The 20,717-nt window shown below is 62.9% G+C and carries 20 protein-coding genes; 14 read left to right on the top strand and 6 right to left on the bottom strand.

Annotated features, from left to right (window positions below):
* The 3 genes from ENJ19_01425 (at position 1) to ENJ19_01415 (ending at position 2,813) form a co-directional block, all read left to right on the top strand.
* Entirely contained in the window at positions 1-813 is an 813-nt protein-coding gene (locus tag ENJ19_01425; protein ID HHM04389.1) for a hypothetical protein, read from the top strand.
* A 298-nt stretch (positions 814-1,111) separates the two neighbouring features.
* Positions 1,112-1,873 carry a hypothetical protein gene (locus ENJ19_01420; protein ID HHM04388.1) on the top strand — a complete coding sequence of 254 codons (762 nt, stop codon included), beginning with the start codon at positions 1,112-1,114 and terminating at the stop codon, positions 1,871-1,873.
* 4 nt (positions 1,874-1,877) lie between these two features.
* Positions 1,878-2,813 carry a zinc-ribbon domain-containing protein gene (locus ENJ19_01415; protein ID HHM04387.1) on the top strand — a complete coding sequence of 312 codons (936 nt, stop codon included), beginning with the start codon at positions 1,878-1,880 and terminating at the stop codon, positions 2,811-2,813.
* 89 nt (positions 2,814-2,902) lie between these two features.
* Here ENJ19_01415 and ENJ19_01410 read toward each other — a convergent pair whose 3' ends face one another.
* Positions 2,903-4,834, bottom strand: a complete 1,932-nt coding sequence (locus ENJ19_01410) for a DUF4382 domain-containing protein (GenBank protein ID HHM04386.1) — start codon at positions 4,832-4,834, stop codon at positions 2,903-2,905.
* Between the two features lie 212 nt (positions 4,835-5,046).
* Here ENJ19_01410 and ENJ19_01405 point away from each other — a divergent pair, with 212 nt between their 5' ends.
* Together ENJ19_01405 and ENJ19_01400 are read left to right on the top strand one after the other, a co-directional pair.
* Positions 5,047-6,099: a formylglycine-generating enzyme family protein gene (locus ENJ19_01405; protein HHM04385.1), complete on the top strand. Its 1,053-nt coding sequence runs from the start codon at positions 5,047-5,049 to the stop codon at positions 6,097-6,099.
* A 196-nt stretch (positions 6,100-6,295) separates the two neighbouring features.
* Positions 6,296-7,147: a formylglycine-generating enzyme family protein gene (locus tag ENJ19_01400; protein HHM04384.1), complete on the top strand. Its 852-nt coding sequence runs from the start codon at positions 6,296-6,298 to the stop codon at positions 7,145-7,147.
* A 272-nt stretch (positions 7,148-7,419) separates the two neighbouring features.
* Here the strand turns inward: ENJ19_01400 and ENJ19_01395 are convergent, their stop codons facing one another.
* From ENJ19_01395 to ENJ19_01380, 4 genes are all read right to left on the bottom strand, one after another.
* The gene (locus ENJ19_01395) at positions 7,420-9,108 is read right to left on the bottom strand and encodes a DUF4382 domain-containing protein (protein ID HHM04383.1); all 1,689 of its coding nucleotides are present in this window, start codon (positions 9,106-9,108) and stop codon (positions 7,420-7,422) included.
* Positions 9,109-9,739: 631 nt separating this feature from the next.
* Positions 9,740-10,486: an EEP domain-containing protein gene (locus ENJ19_01390; protein HHM04382.1), complete on the bottom strand. Its 747-nt coding sequence runs from the start codon at positions 10,484-10,486 to the stop codon at positions 9,740-9,742.
* Positions 10,487-10,578: 92 nt separating this feature from the next.
* Entirely contained in the window at positions 10,579-12,210 is a 1,632-nt protein-coding gene (locus tag ENJ19_01385; protein ID HHM04381.1) for an acetolactate synthase large subunit, read from the bottom strand.
* Positions 12,211-12,222: 12 nt separating this feature from the next.
* Entirely contained in the window at positions 12,223-12,861 is a 639-nt protein-coding gene (locus ENJ19_01380) for a thiol:disulfide interchange protein DsbA/DsbL (GenBank protein ID HHM04380.1), read from the bottom strand.
* Positions 12,862-12,984: 123 nt separating this feature from the next.
* Between ENJ19_01380 and ENJ19_01375 the strand changes: the two genes are divergently transcribed.
* On the top strand, positions 12,985-13,542 hold the full coding sequence (locus ENJ19_01375; protein ID HHM04379.1) for a cyclic nucleotide-binding domain-containing protein: 558 nt from the start codon (positions 12,985-12,987) through the stop codon (positions 13,540-13,542).
* 4 nt (positions 13,543-13,546) lie between these two features.
* Positions 13,547-14,182, top strand: a complete 636-nt coding sequence (locus ENJ19_01370; GenBank protein HHM04378.1) for a YihA family ribosome biogenesis GTP-binding protein — start codon at positions 13,547-13,549, stop codon at positions 14,180-14,182.
* 395 nt (positions 14,183-14,577) lie between these two features.
* On the opposite strand, the gene ENJ19_01365 is transcribed toward ENJ19_01370, so the two are convergent.
* Entirely contained in the window at positions 14,578-15,294 is a 717-nt protein-coding gene (locus tag ENJ19_01365; GenBank protein HHM04377.1) for a ribonuclease PH, read from the bottom strand.
* Between the two features lie 174 nt (positions 15,295-15,468).
* Here ENJ19_01365 and ENJ19_01360 point away from each other — a divergent pair, with 174 nt between their 5' ends.
* From ENJ19_01360 to ENJ19_01330, 7 genes are all read left to right on the top strand, one after another.
* Positions 15,469-15,783 carry a hypothetical protein gene (locus tag ENJ19_01360; GenBank protein HHM04376.1) on the top strand — a complete coding sequence of 105 codons (315 nt, stop codon included), beginning with the start codon at positions 15,469-15,471 and terminating at the stop codon, positions 15,781-15,783.
* Positions 15,770-15,952 (top strand): hypothetical protein, encoded by a 183-nt coding sequence (locus ENJ19_01355; GenBank protein HHM04375.1) that lies wholly within the window; start codon positions 15,770-15,772, stop codon positions 15,950-15,952. The genes ENJ19_01360 and ENJ19_01355 overlap by 14 nt, the downstream gene beginning before the upstream one ends.
* Before the next feature lie 26 nt (positions 15,953-15,978).
* Complete coding sequence (locus tag ENJ19_01350; GenBank protein ID HHM04374.1) at positions 15,979-16,845, top strand: YicC family protein; 867 nt, start codon at positions 15,979-15,981, stop codon at positions 16,843-16,845.
* A gap of 7 nt (positions 16,846-16,852) precedes the next feature.
* Positions 16,853-17,473 (top strand): guanylate kinase, encoded by a 621-nt coding sequence (locus ENJ19_01345; GenBank protein HHM04373.1) that lies wholly within the window; start codon positions 16,853-16,855, stop codon positions 17,471-17,473.
* A gap of 83 nt (positions 17,474-17,556) precedes the next feature.
* Positions 17,557-17,874, top strand: coding sequence for a DNA-directed RNA polymerase subunit omega (locus tag ENJ19_01340; GenBank protein ID HHM04372.1), 318 nt, complete (start codon positions 17,557-17,559; stop codon positions 17,872-17,874).
* Between the two features lie 82 nt (positions 17,875-17,956).
* On the top strand, positions 17,957-20,125 hold the full coding sequence (gene spoT, locus ENJ19_01335) for a bifunctional GTP diphosphokinase/guanosine-3',5'-bis pyrophosphate 3'-pyrophosphohydrolase (protein HHM04371.1): 2,169 nt from the start codon (positions 17,957-17,959) through the stop codon (positions 20,123-20,125).
* 2 nt (positions 20,126-20,127) lie between these two features.
* Positions 20,128-20,517 (top strand): RidA family protein, encoded by a 390-nt coding sequence (locus tag ENJ19_01330; protein HHM04370.1) that lies wholly within the window; start codon positions 20,128-20,130, stop codon positions 20,515-20,517.
* Positions 20,518-20,717 lie beyond the last annotated feature (200 nt).

The raw sequence follows: 20,717 nt of genomic DNA, 5'->3' as shown, positions 1-20,717 counted from the left end.
ATGAAGACATGCACTGCGCTTTTTCCCTGTTGTACCTGTCTGGTGGTCACACTGACCTGTCTCCCACCCGCCGCGGCGGAATTTACCCTGAACTTCATGCCCGACAATACCGGCGCTTTTATCGACAGTGACGGCACCCGTTTTTTATACGACACCGTGACGGTGACACCGGAAGTGGTAACGGACCCTGACACCGGGTTGAATTACTATCACCTGATCGTCGGCGATCCCGCCGAAGGCTTCATCCAGGAGGTGTACATCCAAAACGGCTTTGGCAGCTTTCAGGGAGGATCCGGTTCCGCAGTGGGCGGTGACGGGGGGGGCAGCGGCGGCAATGGCACAGACCCGCTGGATATCAGCACCGGCGTGAACACCGCCAACGCCGAAGGCAACCCGCAGCGGGTGTTGATCCGGCAGATTCTCAACGACGGCGAGGTGGCGATGGAGTTTTACAAAGGGAAATTCGATGCCAAACCCCGTATCAGCCAAATGCTCAATGCACCAGACGTGACGGCCCTGTTCGAAATCGACATGAGCAACAGCAGCTACAGCGACATGAGCACCGCCGGCACCGTCACCAACACCATGAGTCTGCCCGACGGTTCGGCCAGCTTCGACATGGCCAGCGATGTCCAGAACTCCACCGTCACCGGTGGCCGCTACACCTACACCGCAGGCAGCGGGCCCGGCGGCTCGGATGGCACCTACACCTATTTCGACGGTGGCTTCGACGCCAAGGCCGTGCGTTGGGAAGATTATTTCGACGCCACGCAGGGCAACCCCTGGACGTACAACACCAACAGGCCGCCATAGTCACCTGCTGTCTCCCGCGCCTTAGATCTACCGCGCCCTCATCCCCATCTCCCCAGCGTGCGCACTTCCCTCACCGCCCTGCGCGATGGTCCAGCCCCCGGGGGGCGCTTGATTTCCTTTCGCAATAAAAGTTAAGTTCCCCCTGAGTGTTCAAGGGCAGCGCCGCTGGCATCAGCCGTGGTGTGACTCCGACCCATGCGTCCAGGCGGCACGGAGCGCGCACATCGTGGGACCATTCACAAAACGACTTCCCCTTTTGGTTGCCTTCGCCTTGCCATGCATGTTGACGGCGTGTGCTGTGACCAAACTCGTGCCCATACAAATCGCACGCGTGTCGCAGACCGAGTCTTACAAGCAGGTGTTTTTGTTTCTCGAGCCCCCCCGCGATGAAGCGGGCCCGGTCAGTCCGGATCTGCCGCTGCCCAGCATCGCCCAACAAAACGCCCGCATGGACGAGGTGTTTTCCCGCATGATGGGGGCGCAGAACTGGCAACAGCTGAAAGATCTGTACGGCGTCAACGAGCTGCGCGAGGAACTGATCCAGCAGCGCATCTATATCAAAGGCTTCATCAACTTCACCATTTACATTGATCCCGTGCAACAGGACCTGTTTGTGCTGGAGGGCTTTGGCCGTTATTTCCTCATTCGGGAGAAAACCGGGGCCATACTGCTGTCCGGCGATTTTTGGGTGCCCGCGGACCCGCACACCTTGTCCGAGCTGGATCAGGGTCATATCGTCGTGCGCGTTGACTTGTTTGTGAGCCGCATGCCCAATCAGGTGACCCATCTCAGCGAGTCCGCCGTCAAATACAAAATCTTTGTGGACACCAGCATGAGAGAACACGCGGTTTATTCGGTGGACTACGACAAGAACCACTTTGTCTATCTTGCGCAAGCCACCGAGAAAGCCAACGAAGTCAGCACCCAGCCGGTTGCCTACATGCTGCTGGACAGGCACGGCCATGAGGCCAAGCTGCTGGATTTGCGCGGCATCGGATACTTGAAAAACGACTACGACGCCATCGTGCACGAGGGGCGCCGGCGCGCCTTGAGCCGCTGACGGAATGCGTCCCATGGAGTGCCCCGACTGCCACGCGGAAATCAGCGCCACCCAGCGCTACTGCAGCCAGTGCGGTGCAGCCCTGCCCGCCACGGCCGGCCAGCTTGCAAACCCGGGTGCCGCGGCCAAGCTGGCCGATGAGCTTGCCCGCCAGGCCACAGACCAGTTCAAACGGGAGGCCCGCCTGGTCGCGGCCGAAACCCAGGAAACCATCCAGGTCAAGATCATGGCCTGGGCCAAGCGCCAGCTTTGGCTGCTGGGTGTGGGCATGGCCTTGCTGGCGTTTTTCGGCATCCGGCAGGCGGGCGACTTTAAAGCAGGGATGCAGAGCCTGCAAAACAAAGTGGCGGCAGTGGCGCAAGAGGCGGAAACCTCCGTGGCCGATGTCAAAGCAAAAACGGAACAGTTCGAACGGGATTTTGAGCGGTTCAGACAGCAAGCCGAAGACGTGAACAAGGCGCTGCGCCAGGAGAAAGAAAACCTCGAAGCGCTGCGCGATGCGCTGCGCCGCCTGAACCCCGAAAGTGCGCAAGAGGAACTGGCGCAAATGAAACAAAGCCTGGAAGCCGGCCTGGCGCAGGCCCGGCAGCTCATCGTGCAAGCCTCTGCGGCGCGCAACGACGCCAGGCGTCTGCAAAACTCGTTGTTCAAACTCACCATCCACCTGGATCCGGCCGCGACAGCCTGGTCGCGGGACCGCGACTGGATTGTGCGCACCCTGGCTGAAAGCGGTTTTACGCTGGGCGGCGTGGACGTGGCCAATGTCAGCGTGAACACCACTGAGATTATCTACTATCACCCCGAGGCCCGGTTTCAGGCCCGGTTCATCGCGGACCAACTGAGCCCCCGCTTCGGCACCATTGCGCAACGGGAACTGTTCCGCCCGGAGCGCAATCCGCGGGAACTGTTGATCAAACTGGTGGGGTCGGGGCGGCCGTGATGTCACACCCGGCCACATATTGATTGGACGAGTCAATAAAAAAGGGCGGCCCGAAGGCCGCCCAAGCGGGGCTATACGCACCAGGCCTGTCAGGACCCGGCCGGTGCCCGCAGACGCACCATCAGGCGGTTGGCACTGAAGGTCACGCTGCTATCGTCAAAAGTCCCCTTCCCGTGGGTGGCCGCCACCAGACCGCCGGCGCTCAAGCGGTTCTCCAGCTCCGCCTCAAAGCTGGCGAAGTCGGTGAACACCTGGGCCGTGCCGTCCTGCAACAGCCCGTAAAGGCCCCGGCCGCTTGTCGCTTTGGGGGTGATACCCGGTGCGGTGGGCTGGAAGTCCAGCAGGTCGGTGAGAACCCCGCGGCGCCAGATGTGATGGCGGCTGCCCAGAGGCTGGGTGAGGTCCAGCATGAGCAGATCGCTGCTGGTGCTGACAAAGGCCTCATTGGTGGCGGGCCGCCAGGTCACGCCCAGGTGGGCCGGCGCCTTGTCCAGGTCGATGACGGTGCGGGCACTGAAATCCGGCGGCGCCATACCGAAGGCGGTGACGAAGCCGCGCACTTTCACCGCGCTGCCCACTGCGATGGTGCTGACATCATCGCTGTCGCTGAGGTCCAAAGTGCCGGTATCGACTTCATAGCTGGCCGGATCGGCATCCTGCGCCGACGTCAGGCCGGTGCCGCTGAAGTCGAACAGGCTAAGCGGCCGGCCACCGATGTGTTGCAGCTCCAGGGTGAGCAGGCCGTCGGCCACGGCCACCACTTCGCCGCTCATCTGGGTCCACAGCAGCCGGGCATGACCGCCGCAAGCATCCAGGGACAGATTGCCGGCGGAGGCGTCCTCGCTCAGGGTGCCCCCTAAGCGGATGCGCTGGCCCACGGAGATGGCGTCGATATCCAGTGTTTCGCTGCCGCCACCCTGCTTGGTGACCTTGGTGGGCTGCGCCGACTGGCTGTCGCACACCGTCACCGCCACCGTGTCGTGAAAGATGACGCTGCCGTCTTTGCGCACCACCGTGGCGCCGCGCACGCTGAGTTCATCCCCACTGCGGGCGATGACGTGGCCCTGCACCACGTCAACGGTGTTGGCCGCCACCGAGGTACCACCATAGACTTCGCTGGCGTTGAATTTGCGGTCCGCATCCAGCTCGCCGATGGCGACGACAATGGAGGTGGGATCCTGCAAAGCCAGGGCGGCCAGACCGGCGGCACCAGTGTAGCTTTCCCCGTCCACTTCGTACACGGTGCTGTCGCTGACATAGGCCTTGAAGCGGCCGAACTCGTGATCACCGACATGGAACACCGGGCGGATCTGAATGGTGATGACCTCATTGGCCTGATCCACTTCCGCTAGGCGGCCCCGCAAGCGGTGGGGCTTGGGCTCGTCCAGATCCACATCCGCCACCAGGAAAGGCTGCACGGTGACCACGGGGTTGGCCGGGTCGCTCAAATCCACGCTGTGGGAGGCGGCCAGGTCAAAATCCAGGGTCATGTGGGCGGGCACTCCGGGGGCGACGATCAACGGCCGGTCGTTTTCCAGCTGCACGTCCACGCTCAGTTCGGTGGCGGGATTGCCGTCTTCGTCCAGGATGGTGGTGGCGGCCACAGCCTTGCCGTCAGCGTCCTCCACCTGAATATCAGCGGGCGGATCGCCGTCATATTTCAGTTTCATTGTGGCCTTGACGTAGCGCCCGTTGGGGATGGTGGCAGCGGTCAGAAACTCCGTCATCTCCGTGTACTGGGCGAAGTCGATGCGGGTGGTGGCCGGCAGGGTATTCACCTCCGTGCCGTCGGCACGGGTCAGGGACAAGGACAGCACGTCCACGCCGTAGGCCAGGAAATCGCCCGCGGCGTCGGTGAGGCCGATGACCACCTCGCCTTCGCTCTGGCTGGTCAGAGTGCGGTCATTGCTGTCGGAACCCCCGCCGCAGGCCCCCAGCAGCAATGCCGGCACCAGCAGCAAGCCCGCGGCACCCCGGCGCAAAGCGCGCCATGTAAATGAATCCGGTGCAAATGGTGTCATGGTTCTCCTCCAGTTTTGTTTCAGTGTTGTCAAACCCGGTGCAAGCCGGTGTCGTGTGTAGGTGTCTGGTTCAACGTGCCGCAGCCGGGATCGGTTGACACGGCTTCGGCGCCGCCGCCGGCAATGCTTTATAATGCCTGCCCTTTGACGGCACTGGGTTCGATCGGGCGCGTCCGCGGGGGGCGCCGCTCCGCTTTCAGGAACGCCACACCATGGCTTTGAGTTTCACCCTGTTTTTAAGCGCCGCCCTGGCCGCCGCGGCCGGGCCGCGGCCTGCTGATCATCTGCACAGCGAGCAGGGCTGCATCCGCTGCCACAGCGAGGGCATGGACACGGCCAGACTCATTGCTGACAGTCGGGCCGGCTGTCAGCGCTGCCACCGCGCCGGCGGGGCCGCGCCGGCGGTATCCGTCGCCCCCGGCGAAGAGCCGGAAATGGAGGCGGGCACCCTGGCGGCCGACGCCGGCATGTCCCTGCCCCTCTACTACGAGGACAGCCGCCTGGGGGCAGAGCCCAATTCCATGGTCCGCATCCCTGCCGGGCCCTTCATCATGGGCACCGACGAGCGCCTGTCCGACGAAGGCCCCCAGCACGTGGTGGACCTGCCGGCGTTTTGGATCGACCGCTATGAGGTCACCAACCTCCAATACAAAAAATACATCGACGAAGCCGGCCGCCGCTCGCCGCGCCACTTCGTCAACCGCACCTACCCCCGCGGCAAGGCCGATCATCCCGTCACCTTCGTCAACTGGTACGACGCCAGGAACTATTGCCAATGGGCCGGCAAGCGCCTGCCCACCGATGCGGAATGGGAAAAAGCCGCCCGCGGCACTGACGGCCGCCGCTTCCCCTGGGGTAATGAATTCGGCCTTCCCCGCGCCAACACCCCCGTGCGCTGGGCCGCCATCGGCCAGCCCGGGGACACCACCCCCGTGGGTGCCTTCGAAAGCGGCCAGAGCCCCTACGGTGTCTACGACATGGCCGGCAATGTGTGGGAATGGACGGCGAGCTGGTATGAAGCCTATCCCGGCAACCACACCCCCTCGGAAAATTACGGCAAGCGCTACAAGACGCTGAAAGGCGGCTCCTGGTTCGACTGTTCGTTCTACAAATGCGGCATCTCCGCGCCGGTGTACAACCGCGCCTTCTTCTCCCGCAAAACCAAAAACGATACCTTCGGTTTCCGCTGCGCCAAAGACGCCGCAGCAGAGCATGCCCTCTCATCCACCCCGTCGGCAAAAAGGAGTCAGGGAGAAAAAAAATAACCGGCCCCTTTTGCATGATGAGAGAAAGCGACACCCATTGCCAGAGACTGCAACCTTGATACCGCTCTTTCCGAAAAAACGCATTCCGCTGCTGGTTGGTGCCCTCACCGCGCTGCTCACCGCCTGTGACAAAAACAGCGGCGCCGCGGCCCCCCCCTCCCCGCCCCCAGCCGCCCCCGATACAGTCACCGAAGAAATGGTCCTCGTTTCCGCCGGCGACTTCATCATGGGCAGCAACAAAGAGGACAAGGAGAATTTGAGCAGCCGCTACGGTTTTCCCGCCCCTTTGTACCTGGACGAACACCCCCGGCACCGCGTCACCCTGCCCGCCTTTTACATCGACAAATACGAAGTCAGCAACGCTGAGTTCAAGGCCTTCATCTTCAAAACCGAGCGCCCCCTGCCCGTGCCCTGGAACTACAACGGCTACGGCCTCACCATGGAAGAAGCGGCACGCCTGGACATGAAAATCCTGCGCATCATCGCCGCCGAGCATTTCCGCTTCGACATGGACACCCGCACCATGAGCCGCAAAGCCCTGATGACCGCCATGGAGGCGGCGCAAAAAGCGATGGACCCCTACCCCGCCACCGGCATGACCTGGGCCGAAGCCCAGGCCTATTGCCAATGGCGCGGCAAACGCCTGCCCACGGAAGCGGAATGGGAAAAAGCCGCCCGCGGTCCCGCTGGCCTGGAATATCCCTGGGGCAACGAGTGGGATCCCACCGTCACCAACACCGGCGACAACGAAGACTGGGAAGAAGGCATCGCCCCCGTGGGCGCCTATCCCGGCAACCGGTCCCCCTACGGCGCCTACGACATGGCCGGCAATGTGTGGGAGTGGACCGCCGACTGGTACCAGCCCTATCCCGGCAGTGACTACAGCAGCGCCAACTTTGGTGAAAAATACAAAGTGATCCGCGGCGGTGGCGGCGGCATAGGCCACTATGCCTTGAGCCTGTTCTTCCGCGGCGCCGCCCGCCAGTACGCGGAGCCGGAGCTGCGTTCGGAAGACGTCGGCTTTCGCTGTGCGCGGGACGCGGGCTGAGGGCGGTTCAAGCCCGCTGGCGGCTTATTCCCCCGCGATGCCGGGCGACAATGTGTGCGGCGCGCGGCGGTTCAGGCAGAGCGCCGTGCACCACCAAACGCTTGGATCAGAGCGCAATCCCGCGGCAACATCCCCACCCCTTGCAGGAACACCCCCACGTCCGCCCCTCGCCACCGCAGTCCGGGGAGTAGCGCCAGTCACAGCGCTACGCGCCAAGCCTGGCGCAGCCACGAAATCAGCGCCGCCCGGGGGGCGGCGTCTGGGCGGGCGGCTTAATGAGCGTCGGCTGAGGTGCTGTCCCGGTCACCGGAAGGGTCATCCTCCGCCTCGTCTCCGCGGTCGAAACGATCATCCCGCGCGCCATCGCGGGCGCTGGAACGGTCATCGGACGCGCTGCCGGCGCTGCTGGAATGGTCGTCTCCCGCCTTGTCACTGGCACCGGCCCGGTCGTCCGGCGATGAACTGTCGTCGGTCCGGGAGCGCTGACGGTCACCGTCGCTGGAACCCTCGTCGCTGGTGGCTGTACCGTGCCCGTCATCGGCCGCCCCCACGCCGCAGCCACTTTCCACCTTGACTGCGCGGGCGACGAAGGCCCCGTTTTCCACTGCGCCCTTGAATTCGGCGTGCGCACCGACGGTAAGGCAGCGCCGCTCCCCCCGCTTGAACCAGGCGCTGCTGATGTCCACGTCCATCTCGGCGCCCACCGGGACAGCAAAATGCTCCGCCTTCCCCACGGTGACGGTGAGCCGGTCGCCGTCCTGCGCTTTGATCCGGCCGCTCAGCTCGGCGTATTCCACCTCAAAGGGGCGCTGGCTGGAGGGAGCCGCCGCCCCGTCTATTTCCACCGTGTCCGCCAACAGCAGGCTGCCGTCCCGGCTCCCTTTGATCACCACCTCCTGGCCGCTTTGCAGCAGCTCCATCCGGCCTTTGGTGAAACGGGCGTTGCTGACATTGGCCACGGTGAGAAAGTCGGCGGGGGGCACGAAGCTGGCCTCTTTGACATCCAGCACCAGGCTGCTGCCGTCGAAGCTGACGACCCGGCCCTCGGCTTCGTCGCGGGTGTTCAGGTCATCGCCAGCGGCGGCCTTGATCGTCACGCGCAGCGCCTCCATGGTCAGCGCCGTGGGATCGTAGTTGCCGTAGATCTCCACCCGCCGGCCGCTGGCCAGGGCAGCGGTGTCGTTCTTCACCGCGTCGCTGGCGCGGTCCACCACCACTGCCTGGGCGGCCAGGGTCACGGCCACGGCGCCGGCGCTGTGCGCGGGCGAGACGGTGAAGTGTTGGCTGTCGGTGACCGCCGTCACCTGCCCGGACAACTCGGCCCTGAGGGCCGGAAGGGTGCGCAGGCTGCGCTCGTCGCGATAGACAATGGTCGCCGTGGCCAGGCCGGTGGCGGGGTCATAGTTGAATTGCTTGAGGTCGAAGTCCAGGGCAAAGCTGGCCGGCTGGCCGTCCCGGACCGAAAGATCCGCCGCCACGGTCAGCACTTTCGGACCACCGCCCGGAGTGAAACGGGCCTGCAGCACCTGGCCCCGGGGATCCACCAGGGTGAGATCGCCACCCAAAGTCACCCGGAGTTGCGGGTAATGACCGGCGGGCAGGTCTGCGGTATCCAGCAAAGTGGCCACATCGGCCAGCTCACGCAGATTGAAGACCGCGCCGTCAGGGGCGTCAAACAACACATATTCCCCACCGTCGCCACTCACAGCGGTGACCTGAATCACGGTGACCCACACTTCGTCGTAGGCGGTGCTCAGATCGTCGGTGATCATCGCCGACACTGGTGCCGACGAGGCCGCGGTGGAAGCGGGCTGCCCGGACGCATTGTTTCCGGGCTTGCCGGGGGGGGATGATACGTTTCCGCTGTTGCAAGCGCCCAGCATGATGACGGCGCCGGCAAGTACAATGGTTCGAATGGTCATGATCGTGCCTCCTTTTCCTGGAACCTGCCATGGCAACATCCATGGTTTGGGGCACAATATCCCGTCAAGCTGAACTGTTCCTTAACAGGATGTTGGAAAAGGCTTTTCTGGCCTTTTTCAAGTCTGGCCGCTGCCCACGCGGTATCCGGCTGTCTTATATCATTTGATGAATGACGGTGCTTCCGTGCACCGGGCACAGCTTGTTGCTGAGCAAGCGGTATCTGCATTAGGTGCTTGATTTTGGTTCGAGCGGGCCGTCAAAGCCCGATTACGGAGAGAGGCGCATCTGGTGCACGGAGGGTTTTCCGTTACAGCGTTCAGGACTGAAACTGCATCAGTTGCGTTTTCCAGTCATTCGCTGGGCTGTGAAGCCCTTCCTCAAGCGTGCAGTGCGGGAAATCCGCACGCTGCATTCTGTGGCGGCGGGGGTGATCCTGGTTCCTGCCCGATCAAAACTGAGCGGGACTATCGGATTTTCAATGCCGGGGAGGCTATACTGCTAATCGGTTTGTCGCAAACTAAGGAAAAGACCGTGGGACCTATCATCTTTCAAATCGTAATTCTGATTCTCGTGGTCGGCGTTCTGGCGCTCTTTGCCTGGGACGATCTGCGTCATCGCCGAATGGACGCCGCGCGGGCACGTCAGCACATTGAGCGGGACTGACACCGCTCAGGCGTGATACCCCAGCCCCACCTCTGCGGGAATTTCCAGCTCCATGGCAATGGGCAGGTGATCTGAAATCACATGATTGAGCACCTGCATGCGGGTGACGGGCAGGCTGGGGGTGACCAGGATATGGTCGATATTGCGCATCGGCCGCCAGCTTGGGAACGTGTGCAGTTGTTCCGCCGGCGCGCACAGTTCTGTTTGATCCAAAAACGCCTCCATCTCGGGGCTGTGTGAGGGGCAGTTGAAGTCTCCCATCACCACGGCATGACGGTAATCCCCCAGCAGCTCGGCGATATAAGCCAACTGCTGTTGCCGCGCGCGCCGGCCCAGGGCCAGATGGACCAGTATCAGGGCGAGCCGGGTGTGCCGGTGACCATAGTTCACCACCATGGCGCCGCGGCCGGGGATCAGGCCGGGCAGACGGTGTTGGGAGATATTTCCCGGAGGCAGTTTGCTGAGCAGCCCGTTACTTTGCTGGGCGAGCTTGCCGAAGTCCCGGTTGGTCTGGTGAAACCAGTGCGCGAACTGCCCCCGCCGGGCCAGGTATTCCACCTGGTTGATGAAGTAACTGCGCAAACTGCCGGCATCGGCTTCCTGCAGCGCGACAATGTCGTACTGGCCGATCAGTCTGGCAATGCGGTCCAGGTTGTCGAAGGTGGACGAATGCGGCAGCACATGCTTCCAGCCCCGGGTCAGATAGTGGTGGGGGCGGACCGAGGCCACGGCCGTCTGAATGTTGTAGCTCAGCAGGCGCAAGCGGGTGGGCGCCGTGGATGAATCATGGGCGCACCGGCGGCGCGGCGCGATGCGGGCATCCAGGGCCAGTGATGCGGATGGAGTCATAGCTGAAAAATCGCCTCTCCAAGTTTGGCGGTCAGTTTGAGATTTTCCGTGTAATCGACGGGACAGTCGATAATGCTTACTGTGTCGTCCGCGAGGGCCTTTTTCAAGAGGGGCAACAGCTCCCCGGCCTCGCCCACCCGGTAGCCCCGGGCGCCGAAGGCCCCGGCCAGCTTGACGAAATCGGGGTTGCCGAAGCGGCAAAACCCCGTCCGGCCGAAGGTGGTCATCTGTTTCCACTCGATCAGGCCGTAGCCGCCATCGTTCCACACCAGCACCACCAGCGGCAGCCCCAGGCGCACGGCGGTTTCCACCTCCTGCACGTTCATCAAAAAACCGGCATCACCGGTCACGGCCACCACTTTGCGCTCCGGCCGCGCCAGTTTGGCGGCGATGGCGCCGGGCAGGGCAATGCCCATGCTGGCGAAGCCGTTGGAAATGAGGCAGGTGTTGGGGTGTTCACAGCGGAACATGCGCGCCATCCACATTTTGTGGGCGCCCACATCGCAGATCACGATGTCTTCCAGGTCCATGGCGGTGCGCAGATCCCAGATGATTTTTTGCGGCCTGATGGGAAAATGGCGGTCGTCCTTGTGCTGGTCCATGTCCCGTACCAGGGCCTCGCGCAGGGGCCGCAGGGTGTGACCGTCCTTGGGCCCGCACAAGTCGGCGATGCGCGCCAGGCTGTGACCGATGTCCCCCACCACGCCCACGTCCACCTCGTAGCAGGCATCCACCTCGGCCGGGGTGGCGTCGATGTGGATGAGGTGACGGTCCCGGGTGGGGTGCCACAAGCGGGGATGGTACTCCACCAGGTCGTAGCCCACGCACAAGATCACATCGGCCCGGTCGAAGCCCACATTCACATAATCGTGAGCCTGCAGACCCACGCTGCCCAGGGCCATGGGATGCCTGAAGGGGATCACCCCCTTGGCCATGAAGGTGTTGGCCACGGGAATGTTAAGCCGGCCGGCAAACTCGGCCAGTTGCTTCCAGGCCCGGGCCCGGATCACGCCGTTGCCCGCCAGGATGATGGGATGGCGGGCCCCGTTGATGAGCGCTGCGGCGGCGGCCACCCGCTCCGCCGCCGGTTCGGGCAGGGTGCTTTGGCGGGGGGCGAGGGGGCTCGCGCGGGTCTCGAAACCGGCGATGTTTTCGGGAAACTCAATGAAACAGGCGCCGGATTTTTCCGTCTGGGCCAGCTTGAAGGCCTTGCGCACCACCTCTGGCACCACGTCCGCTTCCAGAATGCGCGAGGAATACTTGGTGATGGGCGCAAACAGGGCGGTCAAATCCAGCACCTGGTGGGACTCTTTGTGCAAGCGGCTGGTGTCGGCCTGGCCGGCGACGGCCACCAGGGGGGCATGATCCATATTGGCGTCGGCCACCCCGGTGACCAGATTGGTGGCCCCCGGCCCCAGGGTGGCCAGGCACACCCCCGCCCGGGCGGTGAGCCGGCCGTAGACATCGGCCATAAAAGCCGCCCCCTGCTCGTGGCGGGTGGTGACGAACCGGATGGGGGAGTCCAGCAGGGCATCCATCACGGCGAGATTTTCCTCGCCGGGGATGCCGAACAGGTATTGCACCCCTTCTGCTTCGAGACAGCGCAGAAACAGCTGGGCGGCGTTCACAGTGGCGGGCTTCTAAGCGCCGCCCGCCCGGGCATTGAGTTCTTCTTTGACCAGCTTGTCCATGATCCGCAGCATGCCGTTGAAGCCGCCGGGAACCTCGCTGTTGAGGATGTATTTGCCGTTGATGACCACCGAGGGGGTGGCGTGAACCTGGTAGCGGCGGCTCATTTCCTGGGCGCGCCGGAACTGGGTCTCCACGGTGAAGGAATGAAACACCTTCTTGAACTCTTCCTTGTCCACCCCGTGTTCCGCGTAAAAACCGGCCAGACGCTCCTCAGTGTCCAGGCGCCGCTTGTGGATATGAATGGCATCGAACAGGGCCCGGTGGGTTTGCTCCAGCGCGCCCAGGGCCTGGGCCGTATAATAAGCACGGGCGTGGATGGCCCAGTGGGGCGCCAAAATGGCGGGCATGCGCCGGTAGCTGATTTTGCCGCCCTGCCTTTTCACCCAGCGCTCCATGTACGGCTGGAAGCGATGGCAATGGGGACAGCCGTACCAGAACAGCTCCACCACTTCCACCTTGCCGGGGGGGCTGTCGGTAGGCTGGGCCGGGATGATCCGCTGATAGTCGCGGCCTTCCAGCAAGGGCGCGGCTGTTGCCGCCAGGGGAAGCAGACACAGTAGGAAACACCAACGCGCGAAGCTTTTCATAAATCTCCTCTTTCACATTGCTTTGCTTGAAAGTTGCAGGAGCCGCGGCGGGCACTTGCTCCGCTCCGGTAAACAAGGATAATGACGTGCCGGCGGGCCAATGGTTCTGTTTTCACTAAGCCTATGCAAGTCCCGCGCCCAGCGCAACACCCGCCGGCCGTGATTCCCAATGCAAGGAGTGTCCCCGTGACCACCGAAGAACAAAAAGCCAAGCTGGTTCAGTTTCTGAGCCAACAGTATTTGTGTGAGTCTCTCACCGTCAAAGAAGTGGAAACCTTGCTGGAGTACACCGAAGTGGTGGAATTCGGCAAGGACGAGATCATTGCCGATATCGGCGAAGTGGGGGAGGCGCTGTTTTTCGTGGTCAGCGGTGCAGCGACCCTGTACCACGATGACAACGGTCGCGAGATCGAGGTGGGTCACATGGACCAGGGTGAGCTGATGGGCGAGATGTCCTTTTTTGACCGCCGCCCCCGCTCACTGCGCATGCGTGCCCGGAGCAACGCCACCCGGTTGCTGAAACTCACCCGCGCCATGTACAAGCGCCTGCGGGTTGAGCACCCCTACATCGCCGTGAACCTGCTCGAACACGCCATCGTCAGCCTGGATCATCTGGTGCGCCAGGTCAGTGAGCAGGAAGCCACCCTGGCGCGCTACATTTACGGCCCCGGCAAGAAATAGCGCCTTGGCCGCCTCCACCGCGGCTGCGCCGCGCCTCAATCCTGCCTACCAGCGGGCGGCCTTTCTCCTGGGCGCGGCCGCGCCGTGGCAGTTTCCGCCTGATGAAGGCATGGAAGTGGCTTTCGCCGGCCGCTCCAACGCCGGCAAATCCAGCGTGCTCAACGCCCTCAGCGGCCGCCGCGCCCTGGCGCGGGTGAGCAAAACACCGGGGCGCACGCGGGAAATCAATTTCTTCCAAATTGACGCCGGACGACGTTTCGCGGACCTGCCCGGCTACGGATTCGCCCAAGTCCCCGCCGCCGTCAAGGCGGCCTGGGGGCGTCTGATGGAAAGTTATTTTCACCAGCGCCGCAGCCTGCGGGGGGTGGTGTTGGTGATGGACATCCGCCACCCCCTCACCGAGTTCGACCAACACATGCTGGCCTGGTCCCGCGAACGCGCACTGGCGGTGCACATCCTGCTCACCAAAGCCGACAAACTCAGCCGCAGCCGCGCCCAGGCCAGCCTTCACCAGATCCAGGCCCAACTTAAGAAACAAGACCTGCCCAACACAGTGCAAATCTTCTCGGCCCTGAAACGCACCGGCGTGGAAGACTTGCACGCGCGGTTGGACAATTGGTTCGGCTGTCAGGGAGCGTAACTGTTCAGGCTGCCCCTGATTCTGACGCCATGCCCGGGCGGATCAGCAGTGTACGGGAGAGGCACAGGCGCGAAAAAAGGCCCCGGTCATTAAGAGGGAGGAGAGACCGGGGCCTGGACAGACCCGGCTTGGGGAAGCCAGGCTTAGAGGGGTTCCCGCTCAGGGAGGAGAGCGGGATGAGCACGGGCCAGAAAGCTAAAATCCGCACTCATCGGATAAGAGTATAGTCTGCCGAAAAAGTTCGGCCGGAATTCAATAAATTTTTGCAGCGCTCCGGCATTCTGATTCCCGCCGTGACCGTCGCAAGGGGGCGCGCCGCCCGGCCGCCATTGCAAGTGAGGGCGCAGAGTATGCCTCTGCCCAAACAACTCCCTGCCTTGTCCTCAGATCAACACTCACTCCGCCAAGGCCGCCCGCTGCTTTTCAATGAGTTCGGTGATGCCGCCGCGGGCCAGTTCCAGCATAGCGTTGAGTTCGTCCATGCGGAAGGCGTGACCCTCGGCGGTACCCTGGATTTCAACGAAAGCCCCGGCGTCGTTCATCACCACATTCATGTCCGTTTCGGCGTTGGAATCCTCGGCGTAGTCCAGGTCCAGCACGGGCACGCCTTTGTAGATGCCCACGGAAACCGAAGCAACCGCGCCGTAGATGGGGTTTTTTTTCAGCGTGCCGTGGCGCAGCAGGTGCTGCACCGCGTCAGCCAGGGCAACGAAGCCGCCGGTAATGGAGGCCGTGCGGGTGCCGCCGTCTGCCTGAATCACGTCGCAGTCCACCGTCACCATGCGCTCGCCCAGGGCGGCGAGATCCACCACAGCGCGCAGGGAACGGCCGATCAAGCGCTGGATTTCCTGGGTGCGCCCGCCCTGGCGGCCCTGGGCCGCCTCCCGCGTCATGCGCTCGCCGGTGGAACGCGGCAGCATGCCGTATTCCGCCGTGACCCAGCCCTTGCCCGAGCCCTTCAGCCAGCGCGGCACGCGCTCGTCCACCGTGGCGTTGCATAGCACACGGGTGTCGCCGAACTCCACCAGCACCGAGCCTTCGGCGTGTTTGGTGTAGTGGCGGTCGAGGGAGATGTCACGAAGCTCGTCAGGCTGGCGGCCGCTGGGGCGCATAGGCGTTATCCTTTTGTAATAATTGGAATAATATTGGCTTCGGCGGTTGCGGCGAGACCGGCCGCCGGGCCAAAAACTGCGTGGATTATAGCCTTTTTGCCTCACCTTGGGATTGTTGTGCATGTGCGGCACATGTGCTATAAAGGCGGGTGTCAATTTACGCAGGGTGTCAGCATGAAGATCCAGGCCGAAAAAATCGCCGCGCTGGATGAACGGATGGAGCGCAAGCCTGTCTTGATGCCGCCTGATCTCATTCGCAAAACCGAGCGCCTGGCCCAAGAGGCCAAAGTTTCCTTCGCGGAAATTGTGCGGCGGGCTCTGTGGGATTACGATCCCGGCAAGCAGGCGGAGAATGACAGCACGCTGGAAGCCCTGGCGGACGCGCTGCTGCAATCCATCCGCGAGACCGGCGACTACCTGGACAAACTGGAGCAAAAGCTGGACACCACCCACCGCGAACTGGAAAAGCACCGTCATGGCGCTGAGTGAAAAACTGCTCAAAGCCCTGCAATCCGGCATTGTGCTCAACGAGCGGGTGCTGGCCCTGGCGCAGCGCATCGAACGCCTGGATGACGATGTGCGCCAGATCGACCGCCGCCTGGTGCGCATAGAAACATTTGTGGAAGTGGCGGAAAAGCAAAAACAACTTACCTCGTAACGGGCCGGCAGGGGCACCCCACCAGCATGATCCGCAGCATGACCGCCTTCGCGCGGGAGGAGAAAGACACCTCTTTCGGTGCCATCATCTGGGAGCTGCGCTCCGTGAATCACCGCTATCTGGACGTGTCTTTGCGCCTGCCCGAAGACTTCCGTTTTATTGAAGCTCAACTGCGCGCGCGCGCCGGCGCCAAACTGGCCCGCGGAAAAGTGGAATGCACCCTGAAATTTCAAGCTGCTGCCGGGACGGCCGACTCGTTTTCTGTCAATGCGCAACTGGTGGGCGAGCTGCTGGCCGCCGCCGAAGAGGTGGCGGCACGCGCCGGGCAGGCCGCGCCGGTTAACCCCCTGGATGTGCTGCGCTGGCCGGGCGTGATGGAGTCCGCCAGACCCGATCAGGAGGCGCTGGCCCGGGAGATTCTCGACGCCTTCGATGTTGTGCTCGCCCGGCTTGTGGCGGCGCGGGAACGGGAGGGGGCCGCACTGCGCGAGATGGTGGAACAACGCTGCGTGTCCTTGGTGGCTGAGGTGGCGAAGGTGAAACGGCGCCTGCCCGAGGTGGCGGCGCGGGTGCGGGAAAAGCTTTTAAGCCGCCTGGCCGAACTGACCGAACAGGCCGATCCCGGCCGCCTCGAACAGGAGCTCGCCCTGATCGCCCAACGCGTGGACGTGGCAGAAGAGATGGACCGCCTTGCCGCCCACATCGACGAAGTCCGGCGGGTGCTGGCCGAAGGTGGCGCCGCGGGCCGGCGTCTGGATTTTTTGATGCAGGAACTGAACCGCGAGGCCAACACCCTGGCGTCCAAATCAGCCGACGTGGACACCACCCGCAGCGCGGTTGACATGAAAGTGCTGATCGAGCAAATGCGGGAACAGGTTCAAAACATTGAGTGATGCAGCGATGAGCCAAGGCACGCTCTACATCGTCTCCGCGCCGTCCGGGGCAGGCAAAACGTCGCTGTTGGCGCGAGTGCTGGCGGACACGCCGGAGCTGGTCTTGTCCGTGTCCCACACCACCCGGGCACCGCGTCCCGGCGAGCGCAGCGGGACACACTATTATTTCGTCGATCATGCCCGCTTTGAGGCGATGATCGCCGAGGGGGCATTCCTGGAATACGCCCGGGTGTTCGACAACTACTATGGCACCTCCCGTGCCGCAGTACTGCGGCAGTTGGAGCAAGGCCGTGACGTGGTGCTGGAAATCGACTGGCAGGGCGCTCAACAGGTGCGGGCGGCTTTCCCCGGGGTGGTGAGCATTTTCATTCTGCCCCCTTCCCGTACGGCGTTGGAACAACGCCTGCGTTCCCGCGCCCAGGACAGCGAGGCGGTGATTCAGCGCCGCCTGGCCGGGGCGGTGACCGAGATGTCCCACTACGGCGAATACGATTATCTGGTGGTCAACGACGATTTTGACACCGCCGTGGCGGACTTGCGGGCCATTGTCCGCAGCGGCCGCCTGGCCGCCCACCGGCAGATCGTCCACTTGCGGGAACTGCTGGCGGGCCTGACTCAACGCGATTGAGCGTTGTCTGGCATTCCGCCCGGCCGCCTGTCGGTAGTATACTTTTCCTCTGGTCTTTTTCTTTACTCCAGGAGCACTGCATCATGGCGCGCGTAACCGTCGAAGACTGCCTCAACAAAATCGATAACCGTTTTCAACTCGTGCTGGTGGCGTCGCGCCGTGCCCGTTATCTGGAGCGCAGCGGCGAAGAGCCCACCGTGCCGAGGGAAAATGACAAACCCACCGTCATCGCGTTGCGGGAAATCGCAGCGGGGACCATCGACGAATCGGTGCTCGACCAGGTGGAGCCCGGCACCCCCCCCAGCCCGGAAGAAGAAGCCGCAGCGGCGATGGAAATGATGGAAGAGGCCGCCATCGTTGCAGAAGAAGGCAAAGCAGCGGGAACGGCTGCCGAAGAGTAATCATGTCGCGGCGGATACCCTTTTGAACGCCTCAGACCTTGCCGTCTTACCCACCGCGCCCGACAATGACGCCACCCGCGCGCTGATCTCCGACCTTTGCGCCGAACTTTACGGCTACCTCAGCCCCGAGCAGGTGGGCGAGGTGGAGCACGCCTGTGAGTTTGGCGCTCTTGCCCACCAGGGTCAGCGCCGCGTCTCCGGCGAACCCTACTTTCACCATCCCCTGGCGGTGGCCCGCATTCTGGCTGACATGCGCATGGACCACCACAGCATCATGGCGGCGGTGCTCCACGATGTGATCGAAGACACCGCCACCGGCAAGGACCAGCTGGCCGCCGAGTTTGGCGGCGAAGTGGCCGAACTGGTGGACGGGGTCAGCAAACTCACCCAGATCAAATTCTCCAGCAAAGCCGAAGCCCAGGCGGAAAATTTCCGCAAAATGATGCTGGCCATGGTGCGCGACATCCGCGTGATTCTGGTGAAGCTGGCGGACCGTCTCCACAATATGCGCACCTGTCAGGTACTTGACCCTCCCCGGCGGCGGCGCATTTCCCGCGAAACCCTGGACATCTACGTGCCCATCGCCAACCGGCTGGGCATGAACACGGTACGTGCCGAGCTGGAAGACCTGGGTTTCGCCGGCCTCTACCCCGGGCGCCACAAGATTCTGTCCGCCGCTGTCAAAAAAGCGCGCGGCAACCGCAAGGAAGTGCTGAACAAAATCCAGGGGGCCATCGAACAGCGCCTGTACGACGAGGCGCTGCCCAGCCGCGTCATGGGGCGGGAAAAGCACCTCTACAGCATATACTGCAAGATGAAGCAGAAGGGCCTGTCCTTTAACGACGTGTTCGACGTCTACGCCTTCCGCATCGTGGTGGACAAGGTGGACAGCTGCTACCGGGTGCTGGGGGCGGTGCACAACCTCTACAAGCCCGTACCCGGCCGGTTCAAAGACTACATCGCCATTCCCAAAGCCAACGGCTATCAGTCCCTGCACACGGTCTTGTTTGGCCCCTACGGCGGCATGCCCATCGAAGTACAGATTCGCACCGAGGAAATGGACCGGGTGGCGGAAGCGGGCATTGCCGCCCACTGGCTCTACAAATCCGGGGAGGAAGGCGGCCCCAGCGCCTCGGTGCGCGCCCGCGAGTGGTTGCGGGGTTTGCTGGAAATGCAAAAAAGCGCTGGCAACTCATTGGAATTTCTGGAAAACGTTAAAATAGACCTGTTCCCGGACGAGGTTTATGTGTTTACGCCCAAAGGGGAAATCATGAAACTGCCGCGGGGCGCCACGGCGGTGGATTTCGCCTACGCCGTGCACACCGATATCGGCAACACCTGCGTGGCGGTGAAAATCGACCGTTACCTGGCACCCCTGCGCACCGCCTTGGCCAATGGTCAGACGGTGGAAATCATCACCGCGCCGGGATCCAAACCCAATCCCGCCTGGCTGAGCTTTGTAATGACCGGCAAAGCACGGGCCAATATCCGTCACTATTTGAAAAACATGAAGCACGACGAGGCGGTAAACCTGGGCCGTCGCCTGTTGGAGCGCGCTTTGGCCGCACATTCTTCCAGCCTGGAGCGCGTGCCCGCCGAACGCATTTTGGCGTTGCTGGAAGAGCTGAAACTCAGCGACCTCAACCAGTTGCTGGAACAAATCGGCCTGGGCAACCGCATGGCCACCTTGGTGGCGCGGCGCCTGGCCAGCGTGGATCCGGACCGAACCCCAGGTGGTTTCAAAAAAGCCTTGACCCGCTACGTGCCCGCCTGGCTGCGCGGCGGTGGAAAAGACGGATCCAGCAGGCAGCCGCTGGTCATCAAAGGCACCGAAGGCATGGTGGTCAACTTTGCCCGCTGCTGCCGTCCCATTCCCGGCGATCCCATCGTCGGTTTTATCAGCGCCGGCAGAGGCCTGGTCATCCACGGCGTCAACTGCAAAAACCTCAGCGAATACCGCGACCGTCCGGAAAAATGGATCGACGTGGACTGGGAGAGCGAAATCAAAGGCGAGTTCCCGGTGGAAATCCGGGTGGAGGTGGCCAACCAGCGGGGCGCCCTGGCCACCGTGGCTGCCGCCATCGCTGAAATGGGCGCCAACATCGACAACGTTAACATGGACGAGCGCGATGGCCGCTACAGCACCCTGACCTTCCTGGTGGAAGTAGAGGACCGCGGCCATCTTGCCCGCATCATGCGCCGCATCCGCGCCCTGGACATGGTGGCGCGCATCGCCAGAACGAAAGGATAAGCATGGCCCGCCAGATCATTCACACCGACCAGGCCCCGCAAGCCATCGGCACCTATTCCCAAGCCGTGCGCGTGGACGGTACCGTTTACCTCTCCGGCCAAATCCCCCTCGATCCCGCCACCATGAGTCTGGTGGATGGCGACATGGCGGCCCAAATCCGCCAAGTCTTCGACAATCTCAATGCCGTTGCCGAAGCCGCCGGCGGGAGCTTGAACGACATCGTCAAACTCAACCTCTTTCTCACCGACCTCGCGCATTTCCCGCTGGTGAATGAAATCATGGCCGAATACTTCAGTGAACCGTATCCGGCGCGCGCGGCGATAGGTGTGGCGGCCTTGCCCAAGGGGGCTTCGATTGAGGCGGACGGGGTAATGGCTTTGGCGTCAGCATGAAACAGCATCGCGGCCACCGGCCGCTTCCGTTCTTATTAACCCGGCAATTAGGATTGTCGGGTTAACAGCGCGGCACAGGGATGTGCCGCCATTGGCGCAAGTCAATGCGAGCCCGCGAAATACCAGCCATTTCGCACAATGGCGCCCGTATTTCGCGGGCGGCAATCAAACAGGTCAGGACGACCTGTTTGATTGCCGGG

This window comes from Gammaproteobacteria bacterium, from assembly GCA_011375345.1.
Classification (GTDB): Bacteria; Pseudomonadota; Gammaproteobacteria; order DRLM01; family DRLM01; genus DRLM01.
Note: the sequence above shows the minus strand (reverse complement) of the source record. Positions and strands in the feature narration are given on the sequence as shown.

Excerpts from the sequence above, each read along its gene's own strand:
- ENJ19_01425 (HHM04389.1), top strand. The coding sequence starts at position 1 with ATGAAGACATGCACTGCGCTTTTTCCCTGTTGTACCTGTCTGGTGGTC.
- ENJ19_01415 (HHM04387.1), top strand. The coding sequence starts at position 1,878 with ATGCGTCCCATGGAGTGCCCCGACTGCCACGCGGAAATCAGCGCCACC.
- ENJ19_01410 (HHM04386.1), bottom strand. The coding sequence starts at position 4,834 with ATGACACCATTTGCACCGGATTCATTTACATGGCGCGCTTTGCGCCGG.
- ENJ19_01405 (HHM04385.1), top strand. The coding sequence starts at position 5,047 with ATGGCTTTGAGTTTCACCCTGTTTTTAAGCGCCGCCCTGGCCGCCGCG.
- ENJ19_01400 (HHM04384.1), top strand. The coding sequence starts at position 6,296 with ATGGTCCTCGTTTCCGCCGGCGACTTCATCATGGGCAGCAACAAAGAG.
- ENJ19_01395 (HHM04383.1), bottom strand. The coding sequence starts at position 9,108 with ATGTTGCCATGGCAGGTTCCAGGAAAAGGAGGCACGATCATGACCATT.
- ENJ19_01380 (HHM04380.1), bottom strand. The coding sequence starts at position 12,861 with ATGAAAAGCTTCGCGCGTTGGTGTTTCCTACTGTGTCTGCTTCCCCTG.
- ENJ19_01375 (HHM04379.1), top strand. The coding sequence starts at position 12,985 with ATGCAAGTCCCGCGCCCAGCGCAACACCCGCCGGCCGTGATTCCCAAT.
- ENJ19_01365 (HHM04377.1), bottom strand. The coding sequence starts at position 15,294 with ATGCGCCCCAGCGGCCGCCAGCCTGACGAGCTTCGTGACATCTCCCTC.
- ENJ19_01360 (HHM04376.1), top strand. The coding sequence starts at position 15,469 with ATGAAGATCCAGGCCGAAAAAATCGCCGCGCTGGATGAACGGATGGAG.
- ENJ19_01355 (HHM04375.1), top strand. The coding sequence starts at position 15,770 with ATGGCGCTGAGTGAAAAACTGCTCAAAGCCCTGCAATCCGGCATTGTG.
- ENJ19_01350 (HHM04374.1), top strand. The coding sequence starts at position 15,979 with ATGATCCGCAGCATGACCGCCTTCGCGCGGGAGGAGAAAGACACCTCT.
- ENJ19_01345 (HHM04373.1), top strand. The coding sequence starts at position 16,853 with ATGAGCCAAGGCACGCTCTACATCGTCTCCGCGCCGTCCGGGGCAGGC.
- ENJ19_01340 (HHM04372.1), top strand. The coding sequence starts at position 17,557 with ATGGCGCGCGTAACCGTCGAAGACTGCCTCAACAAAATCGATAACCGT.
- ENJ19_01330 (HHM04370.1), top strand. The coding sequence starts at position 20,128 with ATGGCCCGCCAGATCATTCACACCGACCAGGCCCCGCAAGCCATCGGC.